This window comes from Veillonella sp. AF36-20BH (genome assembly GCF_003602765.1).
Classification (GTDB): Bacteria; Bacillota; Negativicutes; order Veillonellales; family Veillonellaceae; genus Veillonella; species Veillonella hominis.
Genome location: NZ_QTLR01000001.1, coordinates 323,268 through 335,565, shown reverse-complemented (window position 1 = coordinate 335,565; position 12,298 = coordinate 323,268). Strand labels below are relative to the sequence as shown.

Sequence of the window (12,298 nt, the reverse complement as noted above, 5' to 3'; positions counted from 1 at the left end):
TAAATTTTAATGGTAATCAATCTTAAAGTTTTTTCTAAATTAATACTATATCGAATTTTTTAGTTTACTTATAGTAATGTAAATGTTATACTATGCATATAAAGAAATTTTATCTTACATAATTAGAATTAAAACTCTTAGGAGGAATAAAACATGGAAAAACGTACTGGCGTAGTAACATTTGCAGGTGGCCCTATCACATTAGTTGGCCCAGAAATTAAAGTAGGTCAACAAGCTCCAGACTTCACTGTATTGAGTAATGACTTGCAAGCTAAAACTTTAAAAGACTTCGAAGGTAAAGTAAAAGTTATCTCCGTTGTTCCTTCCCTTGATACAGGTGTTTGTGATGCTCAAACTCGTTGGTTCAACCAAGATGCAACAGCTCTTTCCGAAGATGTAGTCGTATTGACAATTTCTATGGACTTACCATTCGCTCAAAAACGTTGGTGTGGTGCTGCGGGCGTAGATAAAGTTATTACTTTGTCTGACCACAAAGATGCTTCCTTCGGTGAAAACTACGGTTTCTTGATTGAAGAGCTTCGTCTTTTAACTCGTGGCGTTGTAGTAATCAACAAAGATAACAAAGTAACTTATGTTGAATATGTACCAGAAGTAACTCAAGCAGTTAACTTCGATGCTGCATTAGAAGCTATTAAAGCTGATATCTAATCTTAAGATTTTTGCTAATAGCTTAATATAAAGGTAAAAAGACCGTACGGTGTACGGTCTTTTTTATGTAGTATAGTATTTAGATTTTTATTGTAGGTGAATTATATATGTGGATTCGTATTTCTAAACTATTATTAACGATAAAAAATATAGCCCTTGTAGGCGTTGGTATTGCACTTTGTATTGCACTTATTAATACATTGATTAGTCTTGTCTATGTTACGTGGGCGAATATTCAAGGTTATAGTACATACTCTTTATTGATTGAAGAACTAATTACCTTCTTTCTATACTTTGAGTTTATTGCACTCATCGTTAAATATTTTAAAAATAACTTCCACTTTCCGCTTAACTTCTTTTTATACATTGGCATAACTGCAATTGTAAGACTTCTAATTATCAATCATGAATCATCATTTGATAATTTAATTTGGTCTGTTGCAATTTTTGTACTTGTATGTAGCTTAGTATTAGTAGAAAAATTTATTGGACATAACGAATAAAATTTAAATCGTTTTGTTTGAATATATCTAATTTATTTAGATATATTTAAATGAAAAATGGCCTCTACCGTAGTAGAGGCCATTTTTATTAATAAATTGATTTTATTAGAAGATATTTTTAGCGTAGTTAGCGTACTTAGCTTCTAATTCTTCCATTTTATCATTCATTTCGATTTGTAATTGGGATGCTAAATCATATTCACCATCATTAAGTGCATCAATTAAACGAGTGAATAAGGATTTACGATCATCACTATCTTTCGCAAGGTAGAAACGTAAGTCATTAACTTCTGCAAAGCGTTTATCATCTACACTATTTCGGCTGTCAGTATGAATTGCAACCATGCTACGAACTGTATCCAAATTGTTTGGGATTAAGCGGTTAGCCAATACTAGTTTCCAGCGTTTAAGAATGGAGGCAATAAAGGAGTCCATTAAATCTTTAGCAAATGCATTGCCTTGAGCCAATGTTTCTACTAATTCAGGATTATTTTGGTAACCCTTTATGTTTTCCCATACAGTAGCTGGAGCAACACCAAACATTTGATTACGTTCTTCTTGTGTGAAATCATCAAACACATCTTTTTCAGTACGGTATGCACGATTTGTAGCAAGATAATCAGATGTTTCACCTACTTCTTTGGAAAGCTCTGCTTCCAATTGAGCTTGTGTTTTACCAGATGTAATGGCATATTTCATACCATCAAATGCAGAAATAAAGATCAACGCTAAAGCAGTATATGTATTGGTGTAAGGATTTGGAGAACGCAATTCATAACGTGTCGCCATAGGATTATCGATATCTCGAATTAAACCGCAAAGGATTGTACGGTTACGGCTAGGTTCAGATGGATCAGTACCTAAAGATGTAACAATACATACTGGCGCTTCAAACCCAGGTTTTAAACGGTTTAAAGAATCTGTTGTAGAGCTGATGAATGGATTAATGGCTTCATAGTGTTTTAAAAGTCCCATAATTGCACCAATGCCTAAAGAGCTAGCAGATTCTTTACGCATATCTTCTGGGCTAAATAAGTTAACAACTTTACCAGATTTTAATTTAGCCATAACACCAAAATGAGTATGTTCACCAGAACCAGCTACACCAATTATTGGTTTTGCATTAAATGTTACATCAAGACCATTTTCACGGAATACTTCACGAACAATGATACGAGCTTGTAATTCATTATCTGCTGTTTGTAATGGATTATTTGAGAATTTCCAGTCGATTTCTAATTGTTCTAATACAACGGCTTCATGACCATCTTCATCAAGTTTAGCTTTAACGCCACCTACTTCTTTATGACCCATTTCAGCAACCATACCATATCTATCAAGACGTTCAACAGCTTGTTCTAATGCAGTGCGAACTGTACCATGAGTACGTTGCCAGTATTGTTCTTGTAATTTTTGGGATACGGATAATTCTTTTTTGGTAACTGTTCTAGATGGAGTTTTTACCCAGAATTCTAGTTCTGTTGCAGATGTGAAAATGATATCTACAACTTCATCAGCTTTCACATGCGGCATACCAGGTAAACCATGTTCTTTAATCAAAGCCAATAATTCAGCACGTACATAGTCGCAGCTGCGTTTTAAAATAGAACGAGAATCTACATAGCGATAGTTATGCATCAAGAATGCAGGAATACGAAGTGTACCAGTTGGTAATCCTGTAACAGGATCAATATTTTCGTAGTTGTAATCAACAAACCAGTTTACACTTGGATCGCCCCACATATCTACACGAGCATTATTTAATGTAGCAATATTTGTAAGTACTACAGAGGAACCATCTGTTTGAACAGCACGACCTTCAAAGAAAGATTCGTAGTCATCGAAGAATGCTGACATAGGAATCTTTTCATCAGTATCATTACCTGCTAAGTCAATACCTACAAGAGATACGAACTTGATTTCAGGATGTTGTTCTAATAATGCAAGAACGCCTTCTTTCCCATATTGACCCGCCGGAATGTAATATAATAATTCGTTAGTTGTCGACATATTTGTTCCTCCTAAAAGAAAAAGACTCCAACAAATAAATATATAAATCTATATATCTAAAGTGGAGTCTTCGTTGACCAATTATTTTATTGAGTTCATATTATCATATGTTGAAAATATATGTCAATAACTTTCTATAGAATTTCATTATTCTTTTAAAGTTACATCTAACACATCCAATACTATCAACTTTAATCAATAACTGTATATAGAATGGTCGTTGATATCACTATATATTATCCAAGTAATTCTTTAACAATATTATTGACAACCTTACCATCTGCACGCCCTTTTGTTTTTGGCATTACATGTTTCATAACATTGCCCATATTTACGTTATCACCACATGCAGCAATGGCTTCTTGTACAATTGTACGAATTTCATCTTCTTTCAATTGCTCTGGTAAGTATTTTTGCAATACAGCCATTTCTTCTTTTACATGACTAATTAAGTCCTCACGTCCCGCTTTTTCAAATTCTGTTAAGGAATCTTGACGAGTTTTCATTTCTTTAGCTAAAATGCCAAGAATGCCAGCATCATCTAGCTCAATTTTGTCATTGATTTCTGTATTTTTTATGGCACTATTGACCATACGAATTACAGATAAAGCTGTTTTACCTTCTTCACGAGCTTTCATAGCTGCTTTCATATCTTCCTTTAATTGATCTTTTAAACTCATATTTCCTCCTTATGTATATAATAAAGAAACCCTAATTCTGGATTTCATAAAGCCATGAAAAGGCAGAATTAGGGTAATCATCTTATGCTCTGAATTTGCGTTTTCTTGCTGCTTCAGATTTTTTCTTTCTTTTTACGCTTGGTTTTTCATAGTGTTCGCGTTTTCTTACTTCAGACAAAACACCCGCTTTTTGGCAGGAGCGTTTGAATCGACGAAGAGCACTTTCAAGCGTTTCGTTTTTACCGACTTTGATTTCAGACATCTATATCCCTCCCTCCAAAAATAATCTCGGGAAGTGCTGATAATTTACATACGCACATATAATATTATATGTATAGGTATAGATGTTGTCAATATTTTCAAGTATATTTTATAGGTTTTTTAATGAGTATTATAAAAAGAATGCATAATACTCAAAATTAGGCTTCTGGCCAGCCCATCTCTTCTCCACCTAAAAGGTGTGCATGCATATGGAATACAGTTTGGCCTGCTTTTTCACCAGTATTAAAAATTAAACGATATCCATCTTTAGAGATACCAAGCTCTTTTGCTACATCACGAACAAATGGCAGTAACCCTTCAACATAATCTGCATTCTTTTCATTAAGATGTGCAATATTAGACACGTGATTTTTAGGTACGATTAATACATGAACTTTTTTTACAGGTTGAATATCATAAAAAGCATAGAATTTATCATTTTCTAACACTTTTTTAGACGGAATTTCACCATTGATAATTTTGCAAAAAATGCAGTCACTCATAATCTAACTCCTTACTCAATAATTAAATAATTATCTTCTAAACCTACAACAGTTCCACCAACGAGATCACCAATTTTACGTGTCCCATCAGACTTAACTTTACCATTTATATATTCATTTGTTAAGCCCATATAGTATCCATTCTCTTCCTTTTCGATGAGAATCTCACCAGGCTTACCAATGCGAGATTTTGCGTATCGTTCATAACCAGATTGGCTAAGGCCATTTAAAAGTGCTACACGAGTCTTCTTAACAGCTTCTGGTACTTGATCCGCCATGGTGGCTGCAGGTGTACCCTCACGAATGGAGTATGGGAAGGCATGAATGTGCGTAAATCCAATTTCACGTACTGTATTCAATGTTTCTTCGAAGTCTTCATCAGTTTCTTGAGGGAAACCAGCAATAATATCAGTTGTAATTGATAAATCTTTAATACGAGAACGTAAACTTGTAATTAAATCTTTATATTCTTGTAATGTATAATGGCGTTTCATCAACTTTAATACATGATCAGAACCAGCTTGTAATGGTAAATGTAAATGAGGACAAACACGTTTATTGGTAGCCATTAATTCTACTAACTCATCAGAAACCTCTACGGATTCAATGGACCCGAAACGAATGCGGTATAAATTAGGAATCTCTAATAAAGCTTTTACCACATCAGCTAATGTTGGACGACCTGGTAATTCGACACCGTAATTACCCAAATGTATACCAGTTAATACGATTTCATGGAATCCATGATCTACTAAACGTTTTGCCTCTTGTACAATATCATCAACTTTACGAGATTTTAATTTTCCTCGAGTATAAGGAATGATACAAAAGGCGCAATAGTTATTACAACCTTCTTGAATTTTCATGAACGCACGAGCTTTGTCAGATTCATTACCATATAACGGCATTTCCTCGAAGTTAGATTCCTTCATGATATCCCGAACAGCATTGATTTGTCGTTCTGTAGATTCTAATTGCTCTACTAATTCAACAATTTTAGAGCGATTATTTGTACCAATAACGAGATTAACACCATCTATAGCGGCAATCGCATCTGGATCAAGCTGAGCATAACAACCAGTTACAATAACATAGGCATCTTCATTTTGACGCTTTGCCTTGCGGATTAATTGACGGGATTTCTTTTCCCCCATATTCGTTACAGAACAGGTATTAATTACATATATATCAGCTTTTTCATCGAAGTCTACCGCTTCGTAATTATTTTGTAAAAATAAACCTTTCATGGCATCTGTATCATATTGGTTTACGCGACACCCTAAGGTTGTAAAAGCAACGGTTTTCATTGCACCTCTCTATTCTTATTTAATTTATAATTCTAATTCATATCGAATCATCGCTAACGATCCAATAGCAGCAGTTTCAGCCCGTAAAATTGTATTTCCCAGCGATACTGATTTTCCACCATATTTTATAATAGCATTGATTTCCTTCTCTTGATAGCCCCCTTCAGGACCTATACAAATTAAAACATCAGTTACAGACTTATCGGAATGTAAAGTTTTAAGTACATCTTTGATAGTCTGACCTGCTTCATTTTCATAGGCTACCAATTTCAACGCCTCAGATTCAATGTCTAATGCTTGTAAAAGCGTCTCTCCTACTACTAGTGTAGGCAAGTGATTTCGTCCACATTGTTGAGCTGCTTCTAGCATTATTTTTTCCCAACGATTTACTTTTGATTGAAGCTTTTTTTCATCATATTTAGCTACGCAGTTAGCTGTGGGCACAAGATAAATTGTATCCACATTTAACTCCGTCGCCTTTTGTAACACCCATTCTAGCTTTTCACCTTTTAATAATGATTGAACTAGAATAGTACGATACGATGCTAGATTTCCTTCTACATATTCAATCAGTTTTGCTTGAGCTTTACCATCTACTTCTGCTGTAATTTGATATGTACCACAACGATTGTCGCTGCCGGTTACAGTTATAGGCTTCTCCATATTATGGCGAAATACATGTAGTACATGATGGGTTACATCTTTTGGTAATTCTATTATTTCATCTAATGGTGTAGGAATAAAAATCTTTTTCATCGTTTTTCTAGCGCAAACGTATGCCAAGGCCCTGCAACGCGCTCCTCAATAATATGCCAATGAGCCTCAATATATGGCATGATTTCATCATAACGATCATCAATAATGCCACTAATAATCAAAATGCCCCTATCATCCAGTTTCTTACCAATTTGAGGTAATAGTATTTTAAGGGGATCCACTGTTAGATTAGCTAAAATTAATTGGGCAGTACCATTGAAATCACTATCCAAATTACCACAAATGATTTCAGCAGATACATGATTATTCTCACAGTTAATTCTAGCTTGATTTGCAGCATACTCTTCTATATCTATACCAACTAAATTTTTAATACCTAAATGGGCTGCTACTAATAAAAGAATACCTGTGCCAGTACCAATATCCAAACAAGTAACTGTATCAAGATCCATAGATTTACTATAGGATTTTAATAGCTCTGCACAAGTCCGTGTCGTCTCATGAGACCCGGTACCAAAGGAAATATCTGAATCAATTTCAATAATAATTTTATTATCTACATTATTGTATTCCTGCCATGCTGGTTTAATGATTAAGTTAGGTAAAATTTCTGTAGGTTCAATATACTGTTGCCAAGAGTTTAACCAAGTTGACTCATCAAGAATATCTGTATCTATTGATATAACCTTGATATTGGCCTCAGTAAGCCGTTTTACTAAATCCGCCTTAATCATATTCATATCGAGTGATATATCAGCATACATAGTTAATTTTATTAAATTAGGCTGATTTTCAACATCTTCTTCTATAATTCCATTGTCTGCATAATCGTCAAAAAGAGTAGTCACCTCATCGGTGGCTACTCTTTCACAGACAATGGATACTTCTATCCATTGCATATATGCTCCTTTATAGGGAATGTGATGGAACAAACCATTCCTTCACATGAGCTGTTCATTTAGTCAAACAGTCCTTGATTTTTTCAAAGAGACTTTTGCTCACTTGTAAGTTATTTACATCTTCATTACTTTCATTTGCAAAGCGTAACAATAGCTCACGTTGAGTGTCTGTCAACTTCTTAGGCGTTTGGACGGTTACCACAATGTGTTGGTCACCCCTTTGGTTAGGGTTACGCAAATATGGTATACCTTTGCCCTTTACGCGGAATGCCGTTCCCGTTTGAGTACCTTCCGGAATCTTTAACTCTACTTTACCATCTAAAGTGTTAACTTGTATAGTCGCACCAAGAGCAGCTTGAGCAAAGCTAATATTTACACGGCTAATAACGTCATTACCATTTCGTTCAAATTCCTTGTGAGGACGAACAAAGATATATACATAGAGATCCCCTTTAGGACCGCCTAAAATACCAGGTTCCCCTTCATTGGCTACACGTAAACGAGATCCGCTATCTACACCAGCTGGAATTTTAATGGAAATCTTCCGTTTAGCCAACATTTCGCCAGTACCACGGCATTTAGAGCAAGGTTTTTCAATGCTTTTACCCGTACCATGACAGCGGGAACAAGTGCGAACGGACTGCATACGTCCAAATGGAGTATTTTGAATAACCGCTTCTTGACCAGAACCATGACAGTTTGGACAAGTATCGACACGAGAGCCTGGTTCACCACCAGTACCATGACAGTGATCACATTCTTCATGACGATGCACTTCAATTTCCATAGATTTACCAAAGGCTGCATCTTCAAAGGAAATATCGATATCTTCACGCAAGTCATTACCTTTTTGAGGGCCTTGTTGTTGGCGTCCACCACCAAACATGCCACCAAAAATGTCGCCAAAGATATCACCAAAGCCTCCAGCTTGACCACCGAAACCGCCAAAGCCGCCTTGGAAACCACCGGCACCAGCGCCGCCTCCTTGTTTGAAGGCGTCGTGGCCGAATTGGTCATATTGAGCTTTTTTAGTTTCATCAGACAAGACTTCATAAGCTTCGTTAGCTTCTTTAAACTTTGCTTCCGCTTCCTTTGGATTATCTTTATTTACATCTGGGTGGTATTGGCGTGCCTTTTTACGGAAGGCTTTTTTGATTTCATCTTGAGAGGCATTTTTACTAACCCCTAGGATGTCATAATAATCTCGTGCCATTCGTTACCAACCCTTCTTATTTCTTGTCATCATCCACTACTGTGTAATCAGCATCAACTACATTGTCATCAGATTTTGTTTGTTGTTGACCTTGTTCAGCACCACCAGCTGCTTGTTGAGCTTGTTGAGCTGCTGCATACATTTGTTCTGCTAATTTATGTAATGGTTGTTCCAAAGCTTCACTATCTTTTTTGATGTCTTCGATATTGCCAGCTTCGATAGATTTTTTCAATTTATCTTTCGCTTCTTCTACTTCTTTCATCAAAGCAGCATCGCCTTTACCTTCAAGGTCTTTCAATGCTTTCTCAGCTTGATATACTAAGGAATCAGCATTGTTTTTAACATCTAATTCTTCTTTTCTAGCTTTATCTTCCGCTGCATGAGCTTCAGCTTCTTTAACCATGCGGTCAATTTCTTCTTCTTTCAAGCCGCTAGAAGAAGTAATGGTAATCTTTTGTTCCTTTTGAGTACCTAAATCTTTAGCTTTTACATGTACGATACCATTAGCATCGATGTCAAATGTTACTTCGATTTGAGGAACCCCACGAGGAGCAGCTGGGATACCATCCAAGTTGAAACGACCCAATGTTTTATTATCTGCTGCGAACTCACGTTCACCTTGCAATACATGGATATCTACAGATGGTTGGTTATCTGCGGCAGTGGAGAATACTTGAGATTTAGATGTAGGGATTGTAGTGTTACGATCGATAATACGTGTGAATACGCCACCCATTGTTTCGATACCAAGGGACAATGGCGTTACGTCAAGTAACAATACGTCTTTAACTTCACCTACTAATACGCCACCTTGAATAGCAGCACCAATAGCTACACATTCATCAGGGTTAACATTTTTAGTTGGTTCTTTACCCAATACTTTTTTGATTGCTTCTTGTACAGCTGGAATACGGCTAGAACCACCAACTAACAATACTTTATCGATATCGGATGCAGATAAGCCAGCATCACTCATAGCTTTACGAGTAGGTTCTATAGTAGCTTGTACCAAATCAGCAGTTAATTCTTCAAATTTAGCACGAGTCAATGTTACATCCAAATGTTTAGGACCAGTAGCATCAGCTGTGATAAATGGCAAGTTGATATTTGTGCTAGCTACGCCAGACAATTCAATTTTTGCTTTTTCAGCAGCTTCTTTTAAACGTTGATCAGCTAATTTATCATTGGATAAATCGATACCAGTTTCTTTTTTGAACTCTTCAATAAGGTAGTTCATAATGCGTTGGTCGAAGTCATCCCCACCAAGGTGGTTATTACCAGATGTTGCTAATACTTCAAATACACCGTCACCAAGTTCAAGGATAGATACGTCGAATGTACCACCACCAAGGTCAAATACAAGAACTTTACCATCTTCATCTTTATCTACACCATATGCAAGAGCAGCTGCTGTAGGTTCGTTGATGATACGAAGTACTTCAAGACCTGCAATGGCACCTGCGTCTTTTGTAGCTTGACGTTGAGCATCTGTAAAGTATGCAGGAACTGTAATAACAGCTTGTTTTACAGGTTCGCCCAAGTAAGCTTCTGCATCAGCTTTGATTTTTTGAAGAATCATTGCAGAAATTTCTTGAGGAGTATAAGATTTACCTTCTACAGTTACTTTGTAGTCTGTACCCATGTGACGTTTAATAGAAATGATTGTATTTTCTGGGTTAGATACAGCTTGACGTTTAGCCAATTGACCAACTAAACGTTCTCCATTTTTTGCAAACCCAACAACGGAAGGAGTTGTACGTGCACCTTCTTGATTTGTAATAACCGTAGGTTCGCCGCCTTCCATAACAGCAACACAAGAGTTTGTTGTCCCTAAATCAATACCAATTACCTTTGCCATAATATATACCTCCTAAAACTTTATAATCTATTCAACAACTTTTACCATTGCTGGACGTATACAACGACCATCAACAGTATAGCCAGTTTGCAAAACTTCACACACCGTATCGGATTCATATTCATCTGACGGTACACGCATAATCGCTTGATGGAAATTTGGATCAAATGGTTGACCCACAGCTTCAATAACAGCTAAACCATGTTTAGATAACATAGCCATCAAATTTTGATGAATCATAATGAATCCATCGAGGAATACTTTTGCTTCCCCTTCTGCAGGACTTTGAACGGCCCGTTCAAAGTTATCCAATACAGGAAGAAGGTCCGTTAATACATCCCCTTTTACATATCCAGCAAGTTGCTCTTTTTCTTGGTTAGTACGACGTTTGAAGTTTTCAAAGTCCGCTTGTAACCGTTTATATCGATTATCAAAGTCGGCTTTAAGTTCTTCTAACACTTGAGCAGCATCAGCCACAGCTTCTTCAGTTTTTTCAACAGTTGGTTCCTCTACATTCGTAGTATCCTCTGTTTCCTCCACTGTTTCTTGTTTAATGTCTTGTTCTTCAGCCATTATTTGCCCTTTCTGTTTTGTTCTTTTACCATAGTTTCCATTATATGTTTCATATGGGACAACATGCCGATGATACGTCCGTATTCCATCCGCGTTGGACCAAGAATAGCAAGAGTTCCGATAGGCTGATCTTGATTCGTAAAATCAGCTTGTACCACACTCATTGAATGTAGCGCTTCAGTTTCATTCTCAATACCAATCTTGACCTTAACAGGTGTTGGAGAATCATCTTTTAATAACTGTCCTAATTGATTTTGTTCTTCCACTAAGGAAAGCAAGGGTTGTACCTTCTCAACAGACTTAAACTCTGGTTGATTTAACAACTCTGTGGTACCTACCGAATAGAACAACTTACGTTTATTAATAGCTCGTAATAATGTCTCCGAAAGGATTAATAAAATTCCCTGCGGTCCTTCCATATGGACCAATATAGATCCTAAAGCCTCAGCCGTTACATGACCAATACTTACATTCTGTAGTGCATTGCTAAATTGTATGGCTAGACTTTGTAAAAGCTCTGGTGAAACACTTTCACCAAAGTACATCAACTCATTATCGAGTGCTCCTGTTTCAGTAATAACTACCATAATGGCTTGATGACTATCTAGCGGTAATACATGAATGTATTTGATTAATGCTCTATCATGGGCTGGTGCTAAGAATAAACTCATGCTATGACTTACCTGTGAAAGTAGTTTAGCCATATTTAGAAAGAGTTCACTCGTTGATCCATTGGAACGCTTCCATAACATTTCAATTTTTTCAGCATCCTGTAATGGAACAGGTTGTCGACTCAGCATAGAATCAACATATAAGCGATAGCCCTTAGCTGAAGGAATACGTCCAGCCGATGTATGAGGTTGCTCTAAATAGCCTAATTCCTCTAAATCGGACATTTCGTTCCGCACCGTAGCAGGACTGATGCCAAGATCATAATTTTTAGCAATCGTTCGAGATCCTACAGGTTCTGCGGACTTAACATAGTCTTCAATTATGACTCGCAAGATGCGCTGTTTTCTTTCATCCATAATGACACCTCTTGTTAGCACTCATTAACTTTGAGTGCTAATCGCATGTATAATATTACCATATTAAAAAAAATTGT

General features: G+C 36.4%; 13 protein-coding genes. 2 read left to right on the top strand and 11 right to left on the bottom strand.

Annotated features, from left to right (window positions below):
* The first annotated feature begins 153 nt into the window (after nucleotides 1–153).
* Both tpx and DW000_RS01650 read left to right on the top strand, forming a co-directional pair.
* Nucleotides 154–669, top strand: a complete 516-nt coding sequence (gene tpx, locus DW000_RS01655; RefSeq protein WP_008600893.1) for a thiol peroxidase — start codon at nucleotides 154–156, stop codon at nucleotides 667–669.
* Between the two features lie 107 nt (nucleotides 670–776).
* Nucleotides 777–1,172: a phosphate-starvation-inducible protein PsiE gene (locus DW000_RS01650; protein ID WP_004695756.1), complete on the top strand. Its 396-nt coding sequence runs from the start codon at nucleotides 777–779 to the stop codon at nucleotides 1,170–1,172.
* A 105-nt stretch (nucleotides 1,173–1,277) separates the two neighbouring features.
* Here the strand turns inward: DW000_RS01650 and DW000_RS01645 are convergent, their stop codons facing one another.
* The 11 genes from DW000_RS01645 to hrcA form a co-directional block, all read right to left on the bottom strand.
* Nucleotides 1,278–3,182, bottom strand: coding sequence for a glutamine synthetase (locus DW000_RS01645; RefSeq protein ID WP_004695754.1), 1,905 nt, complete (start codon nucleotides 3,180–3,182; stop codon nucleotides 1,278–1,280).
* Nucleotides 3,183–3,418: 236 nt separating this feature from the next.
* Entirely contained in the window at nucleotides 3,419–3,862 is a 444-nt protein-coding gene (locus DW000_RS01640; RefSeq protein WP_004695753.1) for a GatB/YqeY domain-containing protein, read from the bottom strand.
* An 82-nt stretch (nucleotides 3,863–3,944) separates the two neighbouring features.
* Nucleotides 3,945–4,124, bottom strand: coding sequence for a 30S ribosomal protein S21 (gene rpsU, locus DW000_RS01635; protein ID WP_004695751.1), 180 nt, complete (start codon nucleotides 4,122–4,124; stop codon nucleotides 3,945–3,947).
* A gap of 157 nt (nucleotides 4,125–4,281) precedes the next feature.
* Nucleotides 4,282–4,626: a histidine triad nucleotide-binding protein gene (locus tag DW000_RS01630; RefSeq protein ID WP_004695748.1), complete on the bottom strand. Its 345-nt coding sequence runs from the start codon at nucleotides 4,624–4,626 to the stop codon at nucleotides 4,282–4,284.
* Between the two features lie 11 nt (nucleotides 4,627–4,637).
* Complete coding sequence (mtaB, locus tag DW000_RS01625; RefSeq protein ID WP_004695745.1) at nucleotides 4,638–5,933, bottom strand: tRNA (N(6)-L-threonylcarbamoyladenosine(37)-C(2))-methylthiotransferase MtaB; 1,296 nt, start codon at nucleotides 5,931–5,933, stop codon at nucleotides 4,638–4,640.
* Nucleotides 5,934–5,957: 24 nt separating this feature from the next.
* Nucleotides 5,958–6,689 carry an RsmE family RNA methyltransferase gene (locus tag DW000_RS01620; protein WP_004695742.1) on the bottom strand — a complete coding sequence of 244 codons (732 nt, stop codon included), beginning with the start codon at nucleotides 6,687–6,689 and terminating at the stop codon, nucleotides 5,958–5,960.
* Nucleotides 6,686–7,549 carry a 50S ribosomal protein L11 methyltransferase gene (locus DW000_RS01615; RefSeq protein WP_008713878.1) on the bottom strand — a complete coding sequence of 288 codons (864 nt, stop codon included), beginning with the start codon at nucleotides 7,547–7,549 and terminating at the stop codon, nucleotides 6,686–6,688. The genes DW000_RS01620 and DW000_RS01615 overlap by 4 nt, the downstream gene beginning before the upstream one ends.
* A 55-nt stretch (nucleotides 7,550–7,604) precedes the next feature.
* Nucleotides 7,605–8,762, bottom strand: a complete 1,158-nt coding sequence (dnaJ, locus tag DW000_RS01610; RefSeq protein WP_004695739.1) for a molecular chaperone DnaJ — start codon at nucleotides 8,760–8,762, stop codon at nucleotides 7,605–7,607.
* A gap of 16 nt (nucleotides 8,763–8,778) precedes the next feature.
* Nucleotides 8,779–10,620, bottom strand: coding sequence for a molecular chaperone DnaK (dnaK, locus tag DW000_RS01605; RefSeq protein ID WP_004697142.1), 1,842 nt, complete (start codon nucleotides 10,618–10,620; stop codon nucleotides 8,779–8,781).
* A gap of 27 nt (nucleotides 10,621–10,647) precedes the next feature.
* Nucleotides 10,648–11,193: a nucleotide exchange factor GrpE gene (gene grpE, locus DW000_RS01600; RefSeq protein WP_004696996.1), complete on the bottom strand. Its 546-nt coding sequence runs from the start codon at nucleotides 11,191–11,193 to the stop codon at nucleotides 10,648–10,650.
* Entirely contained in the window at nucleotides 11,193–12,221 is a 1,029-nt protein-coding gene (gene hrcA, locus DW000_RS01595) for a heat-inducible transcriptional repressor HrcA (protein ID WP_101928258.1), read from the bottom strand. The genes grpE and hrcA overlap by 1 nt, the downstream gene beginning before the upstream one ends.
* Between the last annotated feature and the right edge of the window lie 77 nt (nucleotides 12,222–12,298).

What these genes read in the sequence shown, in the direction of transcription:
- tpx (WP_008600893.1), top strand. Translation starts at nt 154, where the DNA reads ATGGAAAAACGTACTGGCGTAGTAACATTTGCAGGTGGCCCTATCACA.
- DW000_RS01650 (WP_004695756.1), top strand. Translation starts at nt 777, where the DNA reads ATGTGGATTCGTATTTCTAAACTATTATTAACGATAAAAAATATAGCC.
- DW000_RS01645 (WP_004695754.1), bottom strand. Translation starts at nt 3,182, where the DNA reads ATGTCGACAACTAACGAATTATTATATTACATTCCGGCGGGTCAATAT.
- DW000_RS01640 (WP_004695753.1), bottom strand. Translation starts at nt 3,862, where the DNA reads ATGAGTTTAAAAGATCAATTAAAGGAAGATATGAAAGCAGCTATGAAA.
- rpsU (WP_004695751.1), bottom strand. Translation starts at nt 4,124, where the DNA reads ATGTCTGAAATCAAAGTCGGTAAAAACGAAACGCTTGAAAGTGCTCTT.
- DW000_RS01630 (WP_004695748.1), bottom strand. Translation starts at nt 4,626, where the DNA reads ATGAGTGACTGCATTTTTTGCAAAATTATCAATGGTGAAATTCCGTCT.
- mtaB (WP_004695745.1), bottom strand. Translation starts at nt 5,933, where the DNA reads ATGAAAACCGTTGCTTTTACAACCTTAGGGTGTCGCGTAAACCAATAT.
- DW000_RS01620 (WP_004695742.1), bottom strand. Translation starts at nt 6,689, where the DNA reads ATGAAAAAGATTTTTATTCCTACACCATTAGATGAAATAATAGAATTA.
- DW000_RS01615 (WP_008713878.1), bottom strand. Translation starts at nt 7,549, where the DNA reads ATGCAATGGATAGAAGTATCCATTGTCTGTGAAAGAGTAGCCACCGAT.
- dnaJ (WP_004695739.1), bottom strand. Translation starts at nt 8,762, where the DNA reads ATGGCACGAGATTATTATGACATCCTAGGGGTTAGTAAAAATGCCTCT.
- dnaK (WP_004697142.1), bottom strand. Translation starts at nt 10,620, where the DNA reads ATGGCAAAGGTAATTGGTATTGATTTAGGGACAACAAACTCTTGTGTT.
- grpE (WP_004696996.1), bottom strand. Translation starts at nt 11,193, where the DNA reads ATGGCTGAAGAACAAGACATTAAACAAGAAACAGTGGAGGAAACAGAG.
- hrcA (WP_101928258.1), bottom strand. Translation starts at nt 12,221, where the DNA reads ATGGATGAAAGAAAACAGCGCATCTTGCGAGTCATAATTGAAGACTAT.